At 66.8% G+C, this 19,220-nt stretch carries 17 protein-coding genes; 6 read left to right on the plus strand and 11 right to left on the minus strand.

Features of this window, described 5'->3' with window-relative positions; translation table 11 throughout:
- Window position 1: 1 nt before the first annotated feature.
- The gene (locus tag IY716_RS06645; RefSeq protein ID WP_218220755.1) at window positions 2-220 is read right to left on the minus strand and encodes a heavy-metal-associated domain-containing protein; all 219 of its coding nucleotides are present in this window, start codon (window positions 218-220) and stop codon (window positions 2-4) included.
- 114 nt (window positions 221-334) lie between these two features.
- Here IY716_RS06645 and IY716_RS06650 point away from each other — a divergent pair, with 114 nt between their 5' ends.
- Both IY716_RS06650 and IY716_RS06655 read left to right on the plus strand, forming a co-directional pair.
- Window positions 335-625 (plus strand): metal-sensitive transcriptional regulator, encoded by a 291-nt coding sequence (locus IY716_RS06650; RefSeq protein WP_192591361.1) that lies wholly within the window; start codon window positions 335-337, stop codon window positions 623-625.
- 8 nt (window positions 626-633) lie between these two features.
- Entirely contained in the window at window positions 634-1,599 is a 966-nt protein-coding gene (locus IY716_RS06655; protein WP_218220756.1) for a DMT family transporter, read from the plus strand.
- Window positions 1,600-1,637: 38 nt separating this feature from the next.
- Here IY716_RS06655 and IY716_RS06660 read toward each other — a convergent pair whose 3' ends face one another.
- Entirely contained in the window at window positions 1,638-3,134 is a 1,497-nt protein-coding gene (locus tag IY716_RS06660; RefSeq protein ID WP_218220757.1) for a hypothetical protein, read from the minus strand.
- Window positions 3,135-3,262: 128 nt separating this feature from the next.
- Between IY716_RS06660 and IY716_RS06665 the strand changes: the two genes are divergently transcribed.
- The 3 genes from IY716_RS06665 (at window position 3,263) to IY716_RS06675 (ending at window position 5,642) form a co-directional block, all read left to right on the plus strand.
- Entirely contained in the window at window positions 3,263-4,048 is a 786-nt protein-coding gene (locus tag IY716_RS06665) for a methyltransferase domain-containing protein (RefSeq protein ID WP_218220758.1), read from the plus strand.
- A 41-nt stretch (window positions 4,049-4,089) separates the two neighbouring features.
- Complete coding sequence (locus IY716_RS14010; protein WP_218220759.1) at window positions 4,090-5,085, plus strand: type II CAAX endopeptidase family protein; 996 nt, start codon at window positions 4,090-4,092, stop codon at window positions 5,083-5,085.
- A 227-nt stretch (window positions 5,086-5,312) separates the two neighbouring features.
- Window positions 5,313-5,642: a winged helix-turn-helix domain-containing protein gene (locus IY716_RS06675; RefSeq protein ID WP_218220760.1), complete on the plus strand. Its 330-nt coding sequence runs from the start codon at window positions 5,313-5,315 to the stop codon at window positions 5,640-5,642.
- Here IY716_RS06675 and IY716_RS06680 read toward each other — a convergent pair.
- From IY716_RS06680 to IY716_RS06715, 8 genes are all read right to left on the minus strand, one after another.
- Window positions 5,624-7,654, minus strand: coding sequence for a BCCT family transporter (locus IY716_RS06680; RefSeq protein WP_218220761.1), 2,031 nt, complete (start codon window positions 7,652-7,654; stop codon window positions 5,624-5,626). The genes IY716_RS06675 and IY716_RS06680 overlap by 19 nt on opposite strands.
- 174 nt (window positions 7,655-7,828) lie before the next feature.
- Window positions 7,829-8,716, minus strand: a complete 888-nt coding sequence (gene trmB, locus IY716_RS06685; RefSeq protein ID WP_369699613.1) for a tRNA (guanosine(46)-N7)-methyltransferase TrmB — start codon at window positions 8,714-8,716, stop codon at window positions 7,829-7,831.
- A 2-nt stretch (window positions 8,717-8,718) separates the two neighbouring features.
- Window positions 8,719-10,662, minus strand: a complete 1,944-nt coding sequence (locus IY716_RS06690) for a penicillin-binding transpeptidase domain-containing protein (RefSeq protein ID WP_218220762.1) — start codon at window positions 10,660-10,662, stop codon at window positions 8,719-8,721.
- Window positions 10,663-10,744: 82 nt separating this feature from the next.
- Window positions 10,745-11,197 carry a heat shock protein transcriptional repressor HspR gene (locus IY716_RS06695; protein WP_304413974.1) on the minus strand — a complete coding sequence of 151 codons (453 nt, stop codon included), beginning with the start codon at window positions 11,195-11,197 and terminating at the stop codon, window positions 10,745-10,747.
- 14 nt (window positions 11,198-11,211) lie between these two features.
- Entirely contained in the window at window positions 11,212-12,219 is a 1,008-nt protein-coding gene (locus IY716_RS06700) for a DnaJ C-terminal domain-containing protein (protein WP_218220763.1), read from the minus strand.
- Between the two features lie 29 nt (window positions 12,220-12,248).
- Entirely contained in the window at window positions 12,249-13,085 is an 837-nt protein-coding gene (locus tag IY716_RS06705; protein WP_255316457.1) for a nucleotide exchange factor GrpE, read from the minus strand.
- A 12-nt stretch (window positions 13,086-13,097) separates the two neighbouring features.
- Entirely contained in the window at window positions 13,098-14,948 is a 1,851-nt protein-coding gene (gene dnaK / locus IY716_RS06710) for a molecular chaperone DnaK (RefSeq protein WP_218220764.1), read from the minus strand.
- Between the two features lie 323 nt (window positions 14,949-15,271).
- Window positions 15,272-16,750: an NAD-dependent succinate-semialdehyde dehydrogenase gene (locus IY716_RS06715; RefSeq protein WP_218220765.1), complete on the minus strand. Its 1,479-nt coding sequence runs from the start codon at window positions 16,748-16,750 to the stop codon at window positions 15,272-15,274.
- A gap of 229 nt (window positions 16,751-16,979) precedes the next feature.
- On the opposite strand from IY716_RS06715, the gene IY716_RS06720 reads away from it, so the two are divergent.
- Complete coding sequence (locus IY716_RS06720) at window positions 16,980-18,278, plus strand: aspartate aminotransferase family protein (protein ID WP_218220766.1); 1,299 nt, start codon at window positions 16,980-16,982, stop codon at window positions 18,276-18,278.
- Window positions 18,279-18,348: 70 nt separating this feature from the next.
- Here the strand turns inward: IY716_RS06720 and IY716_RS06725 are convergent, their stop codons facing one another.
- Complete coding sequence (locus IY716_RS06725; RefSeq protein ID WP_218220767.1) at window positions 18,349-19,140, minus strand: SGNH/GDSL hydrolase family protein; 792 nt, start codon at window positions 19,138-19,140, stop codon at window positions 18,349-18,351.
- Between the last annotated feature and the right edge of the window lie 80 nt (window positions 19,141-19,220).

Below are 19,220 nucleotides of genomic sequence, written 5' to 3' on the forward strand. Positions count from 1 at the left end.
GTCACGGCTGCCGCGTCGCGTCGTATCCCGCTTCGTCCACCGCGGCGAGCACCTGCTCGTCCCTGGGCGCGGGCTCGGCGAGCGTGACTTCGAGCCGCCCCGTGGAGGAGCTGACCTGCAGGCTCGTGACGCCTGGAAGCTGTCCGACCTCCTCGCGGATGGCGTTCTCACAATGAGTGCAGGACATGCCGGTGACGGAATAGCGGCGAACCTCGGCCATGATGCGCTCCTTGGGGGTGTGGGATCATTCGGCAACACCTCAAACATACCCCCTTAGGGTATATTTCTGCACAACGGACCATATAGTGGTGGCCTGGCCATCAGAGGAGGACCCATGGATCCCCAGCACGGGTACATGACGGAGAAGGACAAGTATCTCAGCAGACTGCGCCGGATCGAGGGGCAGGCCCGGGGGCTGCACCGCATGGTGGACGAGGACACTTACTGCATCGACATCCTGACCCAGATCAGCGCCACCACAGCCGCGCTCGAGAATGTGGCAATGGCGCTGCTCGAGGATCATCTGCGTCATTGCGTGGCCGATGCTGTGAACGCGGGCGGCGAGGAGGCCGAGGAGAAGATCCAGGAGGCCACCGCCGCCATTCGTCGACTCGTGAAGTCCTAACCTCGGCAATGGCTGTAGCGCAGCATATGACCCCGGCTCGCGGCGTCGTCCTGATGGTGCTGGGCACCATGGCTCTTGCCTCGTCAGCAGCGATGATCGCAGTGATCGACGGCGAACCGCTGAGTGTGGCCGCCTGGCGCTGCCTGCTCGCAGTACCGATGCTGCTTCCACTCGCTGCCTGGGAGCTGCTGCGCCGCCGGGCACGACCCACTCGCCGCACCCTGGTCGGCGCGCTGATCGCGGGCGTCGCACTGGGAGCGGATTACAGCTTCTACAACACCTCGATCGCGATGATCGGACCGGGCATCGCGACCGTGCTGATCAACGTGCAGATCGTGATCCTCCCGCTGATCGCCTGGGCGCTTGAAGGCACCCGGCCGATGCGCCAGCTCGCTCTCATCATTCCGCTCATGCTGGCCGGCGTCGCGCTCACGGCCGGAGCCCTGGATCTGCAGAACCTGCAGCTGGCGGGCGTGCTGGCGGGCCTCGCCGCCGGAACCGGGTACGCCCTCTATCTCGGGATCATCCGACGCAGCAGCCCGAAGGGTGCGCACCCAAGGAGGTCCGCACCCTTCACCGTGCTGAGCCTGGTCTGCTTCTCCGCAGGCGCGACCACCCTGCTGACCGCGGCCGGGCTGGGCAGGCTAGCGGTCCCGGAGGGCGCAGACGGCTGGGGAGCGATGCTCGCCCTTGCCTTCGTGGGCCAGGTCTTGACCTACCTGTGCTTCAACATCGCCATGACCAGCATCTCCGAGACCGCATCGAGCACCCTCATGCTGCTCTCCGCGGTCTTCGCCGTCGCGCTGGCGGCGGTGCTCTTCGCCGAGATCCCCACCACCTGGCAGCTGCTGGGCTGCGCCATGATCATCGGCGGCGCGTGGTGGACCGCGGCGGCGGCACGCCGAAGGGCCGGAGGCGTGGTGCCTCCGACCCTTCTCGTCAGCGACCCCGTGGGAAGTCGACGGCGCTCCTAGCAGAGGGACTCAGTCGCCCTCACCCGCGGTGGGTGGGATCAGTGGTCGTGATCCTCGTGCTCATCGGCTGAGTGCTCGGCGCCCTCTTCAGCGTGGTCGTGGCCTTCTTCTGCATCCTCATGGCCCTCTTCAGCGTGATCGCTGTCTGATTCCGCATGGTCATGGCCCGATTCCTCGGCGCCCTCGACGGCGCGCCCGTCGACGGCCGCAATCTCGTTCGGGGTGAACTCGAATTCAGCAGAGTTGATGATCTCCATCGTGGTCAGGTCCACCATGTGCACGCTCTGCGCATCAGGCTCGGTGATGTAGGCGATGTCATCCAGCACGCGGATGGCCGGGCGGGCCTCCTGCCACTCCTCCGGCTCGGTCCACTCGTCCATGATCTCCAGTTCGTCGGTGTGCTCGCCGGTGTCCGGATCGATCACATGCAGCACCCCGTCTTCAGCCAACACGAGGGCCTCGCCCTCCGGCCCGCGGGCCAGCGAGCGGAAGTTGTACGCCGCGCCGATCTCCACGGTCGAGATCTCCTCGCTGGCGGCATCCACCAGGGCGACCTCAGTCATCGGCTCCTCACCGTCAGCGACGAGGCTGTAGTCACCGAGAAACACCCTGGAGTCCTCCGCGGGGAAGAGGTTGCCGGTCCTGGCGAAGTCCTCACCGGCATCGATCTTCGAGAATTCCTCGCCGTCCCAGATCAGCACACCGTCCTCGCAGCCGACCGCAATCATCCCCTCTGGGCCGGCCGCCTCACCATGGACGCCGGGGCAGTCCTCGTTGCGGGCCAGCTCTTCCCCGTCTGCGTCGAGCACGCGCGCGCCGGTCCGCGCATCCTCGTTGCCGAGAGTCTCGAAGCGGCCACCGTCGGGGAAGACCGCCGCAACGCCATGATGCGCCTCCTCGGTCGCGGCCACCTCGGTCTCCAACTCGGACTCGGCACCGAGGTCAAGATCGCTGAGCTCGGCCAGGTCATAGCTGTGGATCTCGCCATTGCCGTCGAAGAACAATGTTCCGATTCCATCGTGAGAGACCACGTGGCCCGGGGCCGGACCGCCCACCGTGACATCGCTGAGAAGCGGATCTGTGGTGTAGAAGTGGTCGTGGTCTCCGTGGGGCTCTGCCCAGGTGCCGCCGTCAAGCAGCCGGAAGCTCTCACCCTCGGTGAGGAAGAAGTGCCGACCATCCCCAGCAGGGTTCACCCGGACGAAACCCTCAGCCTCGTCCTCGCTGAGCACCTCCAGGGTGGCGCCGTCGAGCACGGCGACGCCGCCGTCGTAGGTGACCGCTACTCGCGGGCTGGGGCCTCCTGCTTCATGGGTCTCGCGATCCGAGGGCTCGACGGCGGACTCGGCGTCTTCGGTCGAGGCCGCTTCGGGGGCGGCCGAGGACTCGGCCGCAGCGCCCTCCATGGACTCAGGGTCGGCGCTGTTGGAGCCGTCGGCACAGGAGGTCAGCGCCAGCGTGGAGACCAGGAGCAGAGAAGGCAGGGCGAGAGAGGGCAGAGCCCGGGATGACAGTGTGAGTGATTTCGTGTTCATGCGAACCATTCTCATCTAAGCAGCGCACTAATTGCAAGTCATTCGCATTAATCGACACCAGAGCACGCGAGTGTCGGAATGTGTCAGAACCCCGGCGGTGGCCCCTGACCCACACTTAGACTCGGTCCATGCCCAGCACCCAGTGGAATCCGGGGGCGTATCTGACCTACGCCTCCGAACGAACCCAGCCCTTCATCGACCTCCTTCAGCGCGTGCGAGCCCCGAAGGCCGCCCGGATCGTCGACCTCGGGTGTGGACCTGGCAACGGCATGCCGGTGCTGCGCGGGATGTGGCCCACGGCGCAGATCACCGGGATCGACTCCTCGGAGGAGATGCTCCAGCGGGCCCGCGAGGCCACCGATGACGACCGCATCTCCTACACCCGGGCGGACATCCGCGACCTTCAGCTGCAGGAACCTGCCGACCTGATCGTCTCCAACGCGGCGCTGCAGTGGATCCCGGAGCACCGCGAGCTGCTGCCCTCCATCATGGACAACGTCGCTCCCGGCGGCATGCTGGCGGTCCAGGTGCCCGGCAACTTCCATGCGCCCAGCCACCAGCTGCTCGCCGAGTTCGCCGCTGCCCAGCCCTATGCGCAGCACATCGATCCCGCCGCGCTGCTCAAGCCCACGGCGGAGCTGACCGATTACATGCTCGACGTCGCCCAGCCCGGTTGGGAGGTCGAGGCCTGGGAGACCCGCTATCACCACGTTCTCCAGGGTGAGGACCCGGTCTTCGACTGGATCTCCGCGGCGGCGGCCCGTCCGGTGCTGCAGGCGCTGCCCGGTGAGATCCGCGAGCAGTTCAGCGCCGAGTACAAGGCGGCGCTGCGCGAGGCATATCCGGCGACCCGCATCGGCACGATCCTGCCGTTCCGGCGGCTGTTCTTCATCGCCCGACGTCAGCGAGCCTGAGCGAGGCTGGATCGTCCAGCCGAAGCCGGTAGGGTCATCGCGTGAGTCTTCCCACCAATACCCTGACTGCGACGCCGCGCACTCCCCTGGTCATACTCAGCGTCTTCGTGCTGGTGACCCTGGGGCTCGGCTGGATCGTCGGACTGCCGCTGATCCTCATGAGCCCTGAGGAGCGCAGCGCCGCTCCGGACGATGTGTTCCTGAATCTCTTCATGCTCACTCCGGCGATCGCCGCGGTGGTCGCCTACCTCATGGAACGGCGCCAGCCTCCCGGGGTGCTCTACGGGCACACGGCCGCCGAGCGCGAGCAGGCAGGCGCGCAGCTCAAGTCACAGACCATCACCGATGCGCTGGGCATCACCCCGCTGCGACCGGTGGGGAGGCTGCTGGCCTGGAGCGTGCTCGCGCTGCTGCTCTTCTTCGCGTTCAGCCTGGCGGCGCTGCCGATCGGCGCCGCGCTGGGCGCCTACCCGCTCGATCTCTCCATGCCCATCTTCGTCCAGGATCTGAGTTCCCGGCTGGGACGCGAGGCCACGGAGTTCATCGCCACCGGCCTGCTGGTCGAGGTGGGGTACATCTTCTCCGGTGCGGTGCTCGGCGTGGTGATCCACGCGGGCATGGAGATGGGGTGGCGCGGCTACCTCTTCCCCCGCCTGCAGGTGCGCTGGGGGGCTCGCGCCGCCGTCGTGCTCACCGGAATCGTCTCGGGACTCTGGTACGCGCCGCTGCTGGCGGTGGGCTTCTTCTACGGCCAGACCCCGGTGTTCCTTGCGCTGGCCCTGATGGTCGGCTTCTCGATCATCATCGGCGGCGTGCTCGCCTGGCTGCGCATGCGTTCAGGCTCCATCTGGCCGGCGGCCTTCGCCCAGTCGATGATCTCGGCCGCCGCGATCCTGCATTTCTGGTTCGCCGAGGCGGGTGCACCCACCGACTTCCGCGTGGCCACGCTGCAGGGCGTCACGGGCTGGATCCTTCCGGGGCTGCTGCTGCTCGGGCTGCTGATCTTCGCCCGCCGCGCCTACGCACCGGCTCGCTGAAGCCGAGGCCGGCCCGCTGAAGCCGACGCCAGCTCGCTGAAGCCGAGGCCAGCTCAGGCCGCCGCGGCCCGCGCCAGCAGCCGCGGCTGCGTACGCTCGCTCCAGCTGAGAGCCGCAAGATACATCCGCTTTACACTCCCGACAACATCGAGAAACCACCGCGCCATAGCCTGAGATCAGGCAGCCCATGACATGCCTGACGACACCCGGCATGGTGAGGAGCGGTGATGGCGATCCCAGCGCACCAGCATGCCGATGAGGACCAGGTCCTGCTGCTGCAGACCCGCCGCGGGACGATCCGAGTCTCCGGCGACACCGTGCACCTGCCCGGGCCGAGCGCCGCTGCGGTGCAGCTGGCGCCCGGCCCGCTGGCGCTGATGCGGGCGCTGATGAAGGCACAGGGGGCCGTGCTCTCCAGGGAGCATCTGTTGGCGGTGCTTCCGCACTGCGGCTCAGAGCACGCCCTGGAGATGTGGGTGTCACGGCTGCGCCAATCACTGCCTGACCCCTCGATAATCAAGACGGTGGTGAAGCGCGGCTATCGCTTGGTGGTCTGACCCTGCGGATCCTGCCCGGGCTGCGGGTCCTGCCCGAGCTGATCTGCCGTTGCTGGGGCCTTGGAGTCCTCAGTGACCACAGTGCCGATCTCCCCGGTCTCCGGATCCCAGCCGTCGGCCCACTCGCCGGTGGCGAAGTCGTAGCCCACCGGGGCGCCATCCTCGTCGGTGCGCTGGTACCACTCGGTGTAGTCGTCATGCTCCGAGTCGACCTCGGCGCCGGCGCCCTCGCCCGGGTGGGTGGGGACGACCTCCAGCGCGAAGTCATCGCCGTAGCGCTCCACGCCGTCGAGCACGGCGTTGCTCACCGCCAGATCGGCGTACTTCTCGCGCAGCGCGTGCGGATCGGTGGCGAGCTCACGGGACCAGGCGATCATGATCAGGATCAGCACCAGGGCGAAGGGCAGTGCGGTGACGATCACGAGGGACTGCAGGCCCTGCAGGGCGGTGCCCTCGCCGAGCAGCAGCATCACTGTGGCCACGCCTGCCATCACGAGGCCCCAGAACACCACGACCAGCTTATTCGGGTCCTGATCACCGCGGGTGGTCAGGATGCCCATCACCACCGAGGCGGAATCGGCCGAGGTGATGAAGAAGATCGCCAGGATGACGACGACGACGATCGGCAGCCACTGCAGGTACGGGAGGGCGTCGATCACGGAGAAGAGCACCTCTGGAGCGCTGAGTTCCGGACTGACATTGCCCTGTCCCTCACGAGCCAGCCACATGGACACGCCGCCCATGACCCCGTAGGCCACGAAGAGCAGCGAGGAGGGGACCAGGATGACGCCGAGGATGAACTGGCGGATGGTCCGGCCGCGGGAGACGCGGGCGATGAAGATGCCGACGAAGGGGGACCAGGAGATCCACCATGCCCAGTAGTAGACGGTCCATGCCGACTGGAAGTCCAGAGTCTCCTGGCCCCAGGAGGCCGAGCGGCCCATCATCTGGAACATGGTTCCGAGGTACTCCATGAATGCCGAAGGCAGCAGGTTCAGCAGGAACAGCGTCGGGCCGGCGAAGAAGAACACCGCGATGACACCGATGGTGAGCACGATGTTGATGCTCGAGAGGTAGCGGATGCCCCGGGAGATGCCGGAGACCGCGGAGACGACGAAGCATGCGCTGAGCACGGCGATGATGCCGATCATCATCATGTTGGTGAGCTCCGAGGCGCCGGCCACGATCACCACACCCTCGCCGATCTGCATCACGGCGATGCCCAACGCCGCCGCGGTGCCGAAGAGCGTGGCGATGATCGCGAACATGTCGATCATCTTTCCGGCGAAGCCCTCCGAGTGCTTCTTGCCGAAGAGCTTCTCGAAGATGGCGGACATCAGCGGCACGCGGCCACGGCGGTAGGCGGCGTAGGCCACCGCGCCGCCCACCAGGGCGTAGATGCCCCAGGCATGCAGGCCCCAGTGGAAGTAGGTCTGCGCCATGGCGCTGTGCAGAGCCTGATTGGACTCGGGCTCATGCTCCAGCGGTGCGGGCACGTTGTAGAAGTAGGCCAGCGGTTCGGCAGGTCCCCAGAAGAGGACTCCGATGCCGATGCCCGCGGCGAAGAGCATCGCGATCCAGGCGAAGGTGGAGTACTCCGGCTGTTCGCCGTCCTTGCCGAGCGGGATCCTGCCATAGCGGGTGGCCGCCAGGATGAGCAGGAAGACCAGCACGACGATGGCGAGCGCATTGAAGAGCCAGCCGGCGTGGACCATGGTCCAGTCGTAGGCGACTCCTGCCACCTCACCGACGCTCGCAGGGTTCGTGACGCCCCAGATCACGAAGGCCACGGTCAGCACACCGGTGATCGCGAAGATGAACCAGTCGATGCTGTAGCGGCGGCGCTGCTCGTCGATCCCGATCCCGGGCACGAGCGCCGGATGGGTGTCATGCGGGTAGCGGGCCCGGGAGATGGGATTCAGCTGGCCCAGCGCCTGTCCGGCCTGCCGCGACACGCGTCGGGTCTCCTCCCCCAGTCGCTGACTCCGTCGGGGTGGCTGCTCTTCAGACATGAGTGTTGTACCTCAATCTCGTTGTTCTCCCGGCCATGTGGATCCGGCAGTTCGATACAGGTGCGAGTCTGCATCTGGCTCACCGCTTGTGTGTGTGAGTGTTCTCGGTTCGACCGGGCCTGGCTACGACTCCCGTCCACCAGGGACGGACACGACAGCAGCGCCGTCGACGCCTCAGGAGTTCTCGGCCGACCTCCTGATGAAGGTGAGGTCGAAGATCCTTCGACCGACGTTCAGCGCCTTGGTCTCGAAGTCGGTCTGTGCACGACCCGCAAACCTGGGCGCCCAGCCGCCCTCGTCGTCGCGGGCCTCCTGAAGGTCGAGCGGCTGCGGCTCCTTGCCCATGGACTGTGCGTCAAGATCGTACAGGCGCACCTGCGTCAGCGCAGAGTCCTCACCGGAACGCTCCCCCGCATGCGGATTGATGAACTGCGGCGAGGCACCGAGGACCTCGCGCATCTGCACGGCGTAGCCGGACCAGTCGGTGGCGAGACGAAAGACACCGCCCTCGGGCAGCACCCGCGCCACCTTCTCGAGGAATCCGGCGTCGATCAGTCGGCGCTTGTTGTGCTTCTTCTTATGCCACGGGTCGGGGAAGAAGATCCAGACCTCTGAGACCTCGCCGGGGTTGAAGAGCTGGTCGAGGACCTCGGGCGCGTTCGCCACAGCGACCCGGACATTGCGCAGGCCTTCGCGGCGGAGTCGACTCACCAGCTGCGCGGCGCCGGGCTTATAGACCTCGACGGCCAGGAAGTCGGTCTCCGGGTTCGCCGCGGCGGCGTGCGCCACTGCCTCACCGGAGCCGGAGCCGATCTCTACGATGAGCGGCGCGGTGCGGCCGAACTCCGCGGCCCAGTCGATCGTGAATCCTTCCGCCACGGAGGTGTCACGCTCCCCGTGGGGGATGTCCAGCAGCTCATGGCCCAGCGCCGCGTCCCAGGTCCGCTGGTAGCTGGGCTTGAGCCGGTTGCTGCGGCGCACGAAGGACAGCGGTCGGCGCATCGGGAGGTCGGAGGCCGACTGGGAGGTGTCGGACGAAGGGGTGTCGGGCTGGAAAGTCACCGCTACAGGATAGCGGAGGCGCCCTCGAGGAACTCCTGGAGCAGCGGGCCGTTGGTGGATCCACCGAACTCGCCCTCCTCCAGGAAGATCGCCACGGCGAGGTCCCCCTGCATGGCGATGGCCCAGGTGTGGGAGTAGGCGTCGTCGCCCTCGCCGCGCTCCGCCGTACCGGTCTTCGCATAGATCGGCTCGCCCGGCACGTCCCCCATGGACTCCAGGGAGCCGAAGTTCACGGTGTCGGTCATCAGCGTGCGCAGGTCTTCTGCCTCCTGCTCGGTGACGCCGCCCTCCGGGGCTTCCGGCGCCTCCTCGGGCACCACGAGGTGGGGCTGGATGGTCTTCCCCGCCGCGATGGAAGCCGTGACCGTGGCCATCCCCAAGGTGGAGGCTTCCACATTGCCCTGACCGAAGAGGTTGGAGGCGTGGAGATTCTCCTCGGAATCCGAGGGGATCGAGCCCATGCGGGCTGGGACGCCGATGCTGGGATCCTCGCGCAGCCCAAGATCCACCGCGGCCTGGTGGACCTCTTCGGAGGTCACATCGTCATAGGCGTCGGCGAAGACGGTGTTGCAGGAGACCGCCACCGCATCGCGAAACTCGATGGTGCCGAGGTACGCCGCAGGGAAGCCGGAGTAGTTGCCGAACTGCTGCCCGTTCACCGTGGTGCCTTCGGTGCATTCCACGGAGGACTCCGGCGTGAGACCGCTGCGGAGCATCGCCAGGGATGAGACCACCTTGAAGGTGGAGCCCGGAGCGTAGGTGGACTGAGTGGCGACCGGCACGTATCCGCCTTCGGGGTCATGGCTGGCGGCTGCAAGGATGCCGCCGTCGGAGGGGCGGATGGCGACGATGCCGGCCGTGGTGTCCTGGTCGTCGGCGATGTCCTGGGCGAGGTTCTGCAGCCGCGGCACCATCGTGGTGTCGAGGTCCTCACCGGGTTCGGGCTCCACGGCGAACTGCGTCTCGCCGTTGAACTGGATCTCCATGCCCGGGGTTCCGCGCAGCGTGTCCTCGTAGGCGGCCTGGATCCCAGTGAGGCCCACCGTGTCTCCCACCGAGAGGCTCGGATCGGACTCGAGGATCTCTGCGGTGACCGGCCCCACCCGCCCCAACAGCAGCGGGGCGAAATCACGCGAATCGGCCAGCGGCATCTGGTCATAGATTGAGGCGGCGCCGGGGATCTGTTCGACCTCGGTGGCGGTGACCTCACTCTCCTCGCGGCGCAGCGTGATCGCCTCGACGAAAGCCATCTCACCTCCGGCCACGACGATGTCTGCATAGTCTCCCGGGTCCCGGCCGACCAGCTCGGCAAGCTCCTCCGCGGAAGAGCGCAGCGTGTCCTCGTCGGCCGGCTCCCCGTCCTGCGCAAGCTGGCCCTTGTCGATGCCGAGCCGCACCACGTCCCGGTTGTAGACCATCGCACGTCCGTCATCGTCCATGATGCGGCCGCGGTCGGCCGAGGTGGTCACCAGGTCCAGCGTCTGGTCTCCGGTGTAGTCCGGGAAGATGATCTCTGGGGTGCCCTCCACGGACCAGGTCTCGGCCTCCTGGTCATAGACGAGTTCAGCCGAGGTGTCGTAGGTCCAGCTCTCCCCGTCGATGCCCAGGTCGTCGAGCTCCCAGGTGTGCTGCAGTTCGACGGTGGCGGTGACCGGACGTGGGGATTCCTCCCCCGGCTCATCCAAGGTGATCTCACCTGTGGTGACCGTGGGGTCGATCTCTCCGAGCGGCTCATGCAGGTTCTCCACGGCGGCGGCCAGGGATGCCGCGTCGCCGGAGGCGAAGCCCACCTCGGAGAAGTCTCCCGTGCTCACGGCGGTGGCCAGCGACTCTGCGGCGTCGTCGACCGTCTCGGAGGGTTCAGCGCTGCAGCTTGCAAGCATCAGGACTGTCGCAGCTCCCAGGGCACCGACGGAGATGGATCGGGGGAGCTTCGAAACAGACATGTCCTCCAGTATCCCGGGGACCACCTCTCGGGACATGGAGGACTCGCTGAGTGCAGGTCAGACGCCTGTCCGGAGGAACAATTCAGCGACGGCGCGGGGCCGGCTCCCACAGGACCAGCGCCTGGGTGTTGGCTCGGGGCCGGCGCCCGCGGGCCACCGTGACCACGTCCCCATGAGGGCCGACGGCGAAGATCCGGGGCTTGGTGGAGTGCCGTTCGGATTCGCGCAGCTCGTGGCGGAGCACGTCTACGGTCTCTTCCAGGACCTCCACCCGGTTCTGCAGCTCGAGGATCCGTCGGATGCCTTCCAGCGAGACGCCCTCCTGGGAGAGCTGCTGGATCTGGCGGAGCTGCTCGACGTTGTACGGGGAGTATCTGCGGTGACGTCCGCCCTGGCGGCGTGGGGTGACCAGACCGATGCGGTCATACTGGCGCAGGGTCTGGGGGTGCATATCGGCGAGCTCGGCCGCCACGGAGATGACGAACATCGGCGCATGCCGCTGGTCCGCCTCGAGCATCCGAGCGTCGAGCCTCATCCGAGCATCCATGATCACAGCACCGCCTTGGCCTCTAGGCCTTTCCGGGGATCGATCCCCTTGGTGGCCTTCGCATACGCCTTGATCGCGTCCAGGGCCTCGTCGGGAAGATCCTTCGGCACCTGGACCTCGACGGTCACCAGCATATCGCCGGAGACTTCGCGGCCCTTCTCTCTGCGGCGCACGCCGTGTCCCTTGAGACGCAGCACCCGACCGGACGCTGTGCCCGCCGGAATCTTGATGTGCACCTTCTCGCCATGCACAGTGGGCACCTGGACGTTGGTGCCCAGCGCCGCCTCGTCGAAGGCCACCGGAAGGTGAATGCGAATATCGTCGTCCACCCGTTCAAAGAACTTGTGTGGGGAGATCGCCACCTCGACGAGCAGATCACCGGAGCCCCCGGGGCCGCGCTGACCCTTGCCCTTGACCCGGACCTTCTGTCCGGCGCGGATCCCTGCAGGGATCCGGACGTCGATGACGCTTCCATTGGGCTCACGGAGCCCCACGGTGGTTCCGCGAATGGAACCACCGAAGGAGATCGTGGTCTTGGAGGTGCGGTCAGCCCCCTTGGCGGGCGCGCCGCCCCCGCCGAATCGGCCACCGAAGCCGCCGCCGCCAAAGCCTCCGCCACCGAAGATGTCGGAGAGGTCGGGGCCGCCTGCGGACTGGCTGCCGCCTCCGCGACCGAAGCCGCCGCCGGAGCCGCCGTTGAAGAGGTTTCCGAAGAGATCCTCGAAACCTCCGCCCGCTCCGCCGGGGCCCGGGCCACCCGAGAATCGGGCGCCCGAGCCCATGGCGCGGACGGCGTCGTACTGTTCGCGCTGTTTCTTGTCACCCAGCACGGAGTGGGCCTCGGCGATGTCCTTGAACCTCTGCTCGGAGGCATCATCCCCGGGGTTCTTATCGGGATGATGCTTCCGAGCGAGCTTCCGGTACGCCTTCTTGATGTCCTCCTCGGAGGCATCGCGGGAGACGCCGAGGATGGCATAGAAATCTTTATCGATCCAGTCCTGTGAGGCCATGGCGCCTCCCTCCTTCCTTGTTTCTCGGTTCAGCTCTGGGCAGGTCCTGAGGAGACCATCACCTGGGCCGCCCGAAGCAGGCGGTCACCGTGGCGGTAGCCGGCACGCAGCACGACGGCCACATGGTCGGCGGGGATCTCCTCATGAGGCTGGGCCATGATGGCTTCGTGCTGGTTGGGATCGAAGGCTTCACCGATCTCCCCCACCACCACGAGGCCCTGCTGCTGCAGCACCGACTCGAGCCGTGAGGCGATGTGGGCGAAGGGGCCCTCCTCGAGATCGCCCGCCTGGCGGGCCGCGGAGATGTCGTCCAGAACCGGAAGCAGCTCGGTGACGAGCTGGCCCTTGGTCCGGTCGCGCTCTGTGGCCCGATCTCGCTCCACGCGGCGACGATAATTCACATACTCAGCCTGGAGTCGCTGCAGGTCAGCCTGCAGCTCCGCTTCGCGCACAGCGTCCTCGGCAGTGTCTGCCTCATCCTCTGATGCCATAGCCGCCTCGGCGATCTCCTCCTCCTCGGTGCCGCGGAGGAACTCATCCGCTGCTTCGATGCGCTCCTCGGGTTCAGTCTCGACACCGCCGGTGATGCCTTCGTCACCGGTCACCTGCTGCAGCTCCGGCTCCTCGGCGACCCGGGGGTCGAGATCCTCGGAGGAGACGCCTGCGGCCTCTTCCTCGGTGACCGGATCGCCGGCCGCGCCGTAGTTCTCGGCGTTGCCCTCGGCTGACATCGTCTCGGTGTCCTGCGCGTCCTCCACGGGAAGGTCCTGCAGGATCTTCTCAGCCTGAGCCAAGGGGTCCTGCACCGGGTCCTGTTCCTCGGGCTCTTCGCCGCTGGGGACCTCAGGGTTCTTATGATCTGCCATGAGTCAGACCCCTTACTTCTTCTCGGCTTCGTCCTCTTCGTCGACGACCTCTGCGTCAACGATGTCCTCTTCTTCAGGCGTCTCGCCGGTGCCATCTGCCGCACCGTCGGGGGCCTGGGAGTAGAGCGCCTCGCCGATCTTGACCTGGGAGGCCTGGAGCTTCTCGTACGCGGCGTTGACCTCATCCGCGTTGTCCTCGCCCTCAAGCGCCTTCTTGAGCTCGTCGACGTCGGCCTGAACCTCGGTCTTGACCTCTTCGGGCAGCTTATCGCCGTTGTCCTTGAGCAGCTTGTCCACGGAGTAGGCGGTGGACTCGGCAGCGTTGCGCTTCTCAGCGGCCTCGCGACGAGCCTTGTCCTCCTCAGCGTGCGCCTCGGCGTCGGCGACCATGCGCTCGATGTCTTCCTTCTCCAGCGAGGTGCCGCCGGTGATGGTCATCGACTGCTCGGTGCCGGTGCCCTTGTCCTTGGCGGAGACGTGGACGATGCCGTTGGCGTCGATGTCGAAGGTGACCTCGACCTGCGGCACGCCGCGCGGTGCCGGCGCGATGCCGGTCAGCTCGAAGGTGCCCAGCGCCTTGTTGTCCCGGGTGAACTCGCGCTCGCCCTGGAAGACCTGGACCGCCACGGAGGGCTGGTTGTCCTCAGCGGTGGAGAAGACCTCGGAGCGCTTGGTCGGGATGGCCGTGTTGCGCTCGATCAGCTTGGTCATCACACCGCCCTTGGTCTCGATGCCCAGTGCCAGCGGTGTGACGTCGATGAGCAGCACGTCCTTGCGCTCACCGGCGAGCACGCCTGCCTGCAGGGCTGCACCGACGGCGACGACCTCGTCCGGGTTGACGCCCTTGTTGGCGTCCTTGCCGGAGAGCTGCTTCACCAGGTCCGCCACTGCGGGCATGCGGGTGGAGCCGCCGACGAGGATCACGTGGTCGATCTCGGAGATCTTGACCCCGGCCTCGGTGATGACGTCGTTGAACGGCTTCTTGGTGCGGTCCAGCAGATCCGAGGTCATGTCCTGGAACTTGGCCCGGGAAAGGGTCTCGTTGACGTGCACCGGGACGCCGTCGTTCTGGGTGGCGTAGGGAATGTTGATGTTGGCGCTGGAGGTGGAGGAGAGCTCCTTCTTGGCCCGCTCAGCCTCTTCCTTCAGACGCGGCACGGCGATCTTGTCCTTGGAGAGATCGACGCCCTCCTTGGACTTCACCTGTGCGACGAGCCAATCCATGATGCGCTGATCCCAGTCGTCGCCGCCGAGGCGGTTGTCACCGGAGGTGGAGCGGACCTGGATGGTGGAGAAGTCATCCTCGTCCTTGCCGACCTCGAGCAGGGAGACGTCGAAGGTGCCGCCGCCGAGGTCGAAGACCAGGATGAGCTCGTCCTCCTTACCCTTGTCCAGGCCGTAGGCCAGAGCTGCGGCGGTGGGCTCGTTGACGATGCGGGAGACCTTCAGGCCGGCGATCTCGCCAGCCTCCTTGGTGGCCTGGCGCTCGGCGTCGTTGAAGTATGCCGGCACGGTGATGACGGCTTCGGTGACGTCCTCGCCCAGGTAGGACTCGGCGTCGTGCTTGAGCTTCATCAGGGTGCGGGCGGAGATCTCCTGTGCGGTGTACTTCTTGCCGTCGATCTCGGTGGACCAGTCGGTGCCCATGTGGCGCTTGACCGACGCGATGGTGCGGTCGGGGTTGGACACTGCCTGACGGCGGGCGACCTCGCCGACGAGGACCTCGCCGGACTTGGAGAAGCCGACGACGGAGGGAGTGGTGCGTGCACCCTCTGCGTTGGCGATGACGGTGGGCTCGCCACCTTCGAGAACTGTGACCACCGAGTTGGTGGTTCCGAGGTCGATACCTACTGCGCGAGACATACGAACTCCTTTCGAGAGCTGAGTCGAGAGCTGCGTTGAGCGAACTACGCTCAAGTCTTATCCTCGTTCGACGCGGTGTCAAACTGACTTGAGTGAAGTCGACTCAACTTCTACTCCCGGTCCAACCACACCCCCATGGAATCCATTCCCGGAGCCTGCACACGGCTTCCGCAGCGCCTCTCCGAGCAGCACCCCTCCAGGCGGTGTCGATGCTGGGCTCACCGAGGGGGTGAGACCAGAGCGGGCCCAGCTCCTCGGAAGGAGTCTGGGCCCGCTCTGCCAGGAGGATCAGACCTGCCTCGCCGGGATCCTCACCGCGCTGTTCACATGGCGATGCCGATGTACTTGGTCTCGAGGAACTCCTCGATGCCGATGTCACCGCCCTCGCGACCCAGTCCGGACTCCTTGATTCCGCCGAAGGGGGCAGCCGGATTGGAGACGGCGCCCTGGTTCAGGCCCACCATTCCGGACTCCACGGCTTCGGCCACTCGGATGCCGCGGCGCAGGCTCTCCGTATAGACGTAGTTGACCAGACCGTACTCAGTGGCGTTGATCCACTCGACGACCTCCTCCTCGGTGTCAAAGGCGGTCAGAGGAGCCACGGGTCCGAAGATCTCCTCATCCCGCATCCGCGCGCCCTCAGGAATGTCGGTGAGGACCGTGGGCGGATAGAAGTAGCCCTCGCGGTCCACCGGCTTGCCTCCGAGCAGCACCTTCGCGCCGCCGTCGACCGCGTCGGTGACCAGCTCATCGACCTTGTTCAGCTGCTTGGCGTCCACCAGCGGGCCGACGCGCACGCCGTCCTCCACACCGCGGCCCAGCGGCAGCTTCTCCAGCTCGGCAGAGAGCTTCTGAGCGAATTCATCCATCACGCTGCGGTGGACGAAGATGCGGTTGGCCGCCGTGCAGGCCTCTCCGGTGTTGCGCATCTTGGCCAGCAGCGCGCCCTGCACCGCAGCCTCGAGATCGGCGTCTTCGAAGACCACGAAACCTGCGTTGCCGCCAAGCTCCATGGAGGTGCGCAGAACATGCTGCGAGGCCTGCTCGAGCAGCTTTCGTCCGACACCGGTGGACCCGGTGAAGGAGAGCTTGCGAGCGATGCCCGAACGGATGAGCGGCTCCATGACCTTGCCCGAGGTCGAGGTCACCAGGATGTTGACCGCTCCGGCGGGCAGTCCCGCCTCATGCAGTATGTCTGCGAGCGCCAGCATGGAGAGCGGGGTCAGCTCAGCAGGCTTGAGCACGGAGGTGCAGCCCGCGGCGATCGCCGGCCCCAGCTTGCGCGTGCCCATGGCCAGCGGGAAGTTCCACGGGGTGATGAGGATGGAGGGCCCCACCGGCTGCTTCGAGACGAGGAAGCGCGCATTGCCGGCGGGAGCGGTCTGGTAGCTCCCGCTGATCCGGGTCGCCTCCTCGGCGAAGTGCCGGAAGAACTCTGCGGCGTAGGTGACCTCGCCGTAGGAGTCGCTGAGCGGCTTGCCCATCTCCAGGGTCATCAGCAGCGCGAGGTCATCCTTGCGCTCATGCATGAGCTCGAAGGCGCGCATCAAGATGTTCGCTCGTTCCCGCGGCGCCATCGCCGCGAGTCCGGGCTGGGCGGCCTCGGCTGCCTTCAACGCGTCCCATCCGTCCTGCTCGGAGGCGTCGGCGACGGTGCAGAGCGGCTTGCCGGTGGAGGGGTCGATGACCTCCAAGGTGGCCTTGCCCTCGGCGTCCACCCACTCTCCATTGATGTAGAGCTGCTTCGGCACAGCCTGGATCAGGCTGGCCTCGCGTTCCGCAGTGATGGTCTGTTCTGCCATGTGTCCTCCTCAAGAGGTGTACCGGGCGTCGGTGGGCCTGCTCGCTCAGCCTACGCCGCCCGCCTGCCCGGGTCATCCGGGTTGTTCGGGTTGCGTCAGCGGTTCGAATGACACCGGCGGGTCACGCTGCGCCGGCGGGTCCTGGTCACCTGCTGCACTGGTCATGTGCCGCTATGCGCGCTAGCCTAGTCCGGACGCAAGATTGTCAACAATCCGAAAGGTGCACACGATGGCGACCCTCTCCCCCCTCCTGAAGCAGGCAACTCCCGTGGTCGCGACACGGGGTGAGGGAGTGTGGCTCTACGACGAGTCCGGGCAGCCGCACCTCGACTTCACCGCAGGCATCGGCGTGACGAGCACCGGACACTGCCACCCGCGGGTGGTCGCCGCGGCGCAGGAGCAGGTCGGTCAGCTCATCCATGGCCAGTACACGACGATCATGCATCAGCCCCTGCTCCAGCTCACCGAGAAGCTCTCCGAGGTGCTGCCGGTCGGCCTGGACTCCGTCTTCTTCTCCAACTCCGGATCCGAGGCTGCCGAGGCCGCCCTGCGGCTCGCCCGCCAGGCCACCGGGCGTCCGAACATCGTGGTCTTCCAGGGCGGGTTCCACGGCCGCACGGTGGCCGCGGCATCGATGACCACCTCGGGCACCAAGTTCCGGGCAGGATTCAGCCCGCTGATGTCCGGGGTGATGGTCGCCCCGTTCCCGAACCCCAGCCACTACCGCGAGTACGGCTGGGACCAGGAGCAGGCCACTGATTTCGCGCTCCATGAGCTGGACCTGCTGCTGCAGACGCAGTCGAATCCAGCAGACACCGCCGCCTTCATGGTGGAGCCGGTGCTCGGTGAGGGCGGCTACGTCCCGGGCAACGAGCGCTTCTTCGCGGGCCTGCGCGAACGGGCGGATCGGCACGGGATCCTGCTGATCGTCGACGAGGTGCAGACCGGATTCGGGCGCACCGGCAGGTTCTGGGGCCACGAGCACTTCAGCCCGGAGGGCGCCAAGCCGCTGGCGGACATCATGATGTTCGCCAAGGGCATCGCCTCCGGCTTCCCCATCTCCGGCATCGCGGCCTCGGCCGAGCTCATGGCCAAAGCCTGGCCGGGCTCGCAGGGAGGAACCTACGGCGCCAATGCGGTGGCCTGTGCCGCGGCGGTGGCGACGCTCGACGTGATCGCCGATGAGGGCCTGGTGGAGAACTCTGCCGTCCGCGGCGAGCAGCTCCGGGCGGGACTGCGCGAGGTGGCGGCGACCGCGAATGAGACCGCGGGCGCGCAGCGCATCGCCGAGGTGCGCGGACTCGGCCTGATGGTGGGCAACGAGTTCCGCGACGCCCACGGCGCCCCCGATCCGGCCACCGCGACGGCGGTGCAGCAGGAGGCGGCGCGGCGCGGTCTGCTGCTGCTGATCTGCGGCTCCTGGGGCGAGGTGGTGCGCTTCATCCCCGCGCTGGTGGTCTCCGAATCCGAGGTGGACCAGGCTGTCGCACTGTGGTCAGAGTCGGTGAGCGCCGTCCTCGGCGGCTGAGCCGCCGTATCGCGAGTCAGGATCGCGAGCCAGGAGCGCGACGCTCGCGCCGAGAGCTGAAGCCTGGGGACTACCAGACCCTGGAGGTGAGCCGCGGGTACTTCGGGGACATGTCATCCCCGGAGGAGGTGCCGGTGACCCGGCGCTTCAGCCACGGGTAGAGGTAGTCGCGGGTCCAGGTCACCTCACCCATGAGCCGCTCCGGCAGCGAGGCCACCGGGGACTCCTCGATCTCTGGATCCTCGATCTCATCCTTCTCGCCGAGCACCTGGAGCACCTTCTTGGCCATCAGCATGTGCCCGGCGATGCCCAGGTGCATGCGGTCCACATCCCAGTAGCGCCAGTCCTGGAACTCTCGCATATGCCAGAAGTCCACCAGGTCCAGCTCGAAGTCGGCGGCGATCTTGCGCACATGCTCGTTGTAGATCGCCGTCCGGCCGCGGGTCGCCTTGAACAGCGGAGCCTGCCCGGAGTCGAACCCGGTGAAGAGCACCACGCGCGCGCCGGTGCTCATGAGCTTCTCCACGCCCCAGCGGTAGCGCTCCATGAGCGCATCGATGTTCACCGTGGGGCGCAGGATGTCGTTGCCGCCCGCGTAGACGGTGACAAGGGTCGGCTCCAGCCCGATCGCCGGGTCCAGCTGCTCGTCGAAGACCTGCTGCAGCTTCTTGCCCCGCACGGCGAGGTTTGCATAGCCCCAGGAGGAGTCATTGGATATCAGCTGACCGGCCACCCGGTCGGCCCAGCCGCGCACCCCGTTGGGGCTCGACGGATCAATGTCCGCCACGCCCTCGGTGAAGGAATCCCCCATGGCAACGAATCGCTGCTGAAAGGGGCCGTCGAGTTGATCTGATGCGGACATTGAGCCCTCCCGTTCGCATACCGCTGTGCTTGTCTCACCAGCAACACTACCGGTGGGCAGTGCAGTACTGAACCCAGCGG

The organism is Nesterenkonia sp. Act20 (assembly GCF_019173455.1).
Classification (GTDB): Bacteria; Actinomycetota; Actinomycetes; order Actinomycetales; family Micrococcaceae; genus Nesterenkonia.

Bases quoted from the DNA above. Each gene is read 5' to 3' on its own strand.
- IY716_RS06725 (WP_218220767.1), bottom strand. From the start codon at position 19,140: ATGTCCGCATCAGATCAACTCGACGGCCCCTTTCAGCAGCGATTCGTT.
- IY716_RS06705 (WP_255316457.1), bottom strand. From the start codon at position 13,085: ATGGCAGATCATAAGAACCCTGAGGTCCCCAGCGGCGAAGAGCCCGAG.
- IY716_RS06675 (WP_218220760.1), top strand. From the start codon at position 5,313: ATGGCGATCCCAGCGCACCAGCATGCCGATGAGGACCAGGTCCTGCTG.
- IY716_RS06660 (WP_218220757.1), bottom strand. From the start codon at position 3,134: ATGAACACGAAATCACTCACACTGTCATCCCGGGCTCTGCCCTCTCTC.
- dnaK (WP_218220764.1), bottom strand. From the start codon at position 14,948: ATGTCTCGCGCAGTAGGTATCGACCTCGGAACCACCAACTCGGTGGTC.
- IY716_RS06655 (WP_218220756.1), top strand. From the start codon at position 634: ATGGCTGTAGCGCAGCATATGACCCCGGCTCGCGGCGTCGTCCTGATG.
- IY716_RS06680 (WP_218220761.1), bottom strand. From the start codon at position 7,654: ATGTCTGAAGAGCAGCCACCCCGACGGAGTCAGCGACTGGGGGAGGAG.
- IY716_RS06645 (WP_218220755.1), bottom strand. From the start codon at position 220: ATGGCCGAGGTTCGCCGCTATTCCGTCACCGGCATGTCCTGCACTCAT.
- IY716_RS06665 (WP_218220758.1), top strand. From the start codon at position 3,263: ATGCCCAGCACCCAGTGGAATCCGGGGGCGTATCTGACCTACGCCTCC.
- IY716_RS06695 (WP_304413974.1), bottom strand. From the start codon at position 11,197: ATGAGGCTCGACGCTCGGATGCTCGAGGCGGACCAGCGGCATGCGCCG.
- IY716_RS06720 (WP_218220766.1), top strand. From the start codon at position 16,980: ATGGCGACCCTCTCCCCCCTCCTGAAGCAGGCAACTCCCGTGGTCGCG.
- IY716_RS06715 (WP_218220765.1), bottom strand. From the start codon at position 16,750: ATGGCAGAACAGACCATCACTGCGGAACGCGAGGCCAGCCTGATCCAG.
- IY716_RS06700 (WP_218220763.1), bottom strand. From the start codon at position 12,219: ATGGCCTCACAGGACTGGATCGATAAAGATTTCTATGCCATCCTCGGC.
- IY716_RS06650 (WP_192591361.1), top strand. From the start codon at position 335: ATGGATCCCCAGCACGGGTACATGACGGAGAAGGACAAGTATCTCAGC.
- IY716_RS06690 (WP_218220762.1), bottom strand. From the start codon at position 10,662: ATGTCTGTTTCGAAGCTCCCCCGATCCATCTCCGTCGGTGCCCTGGGA.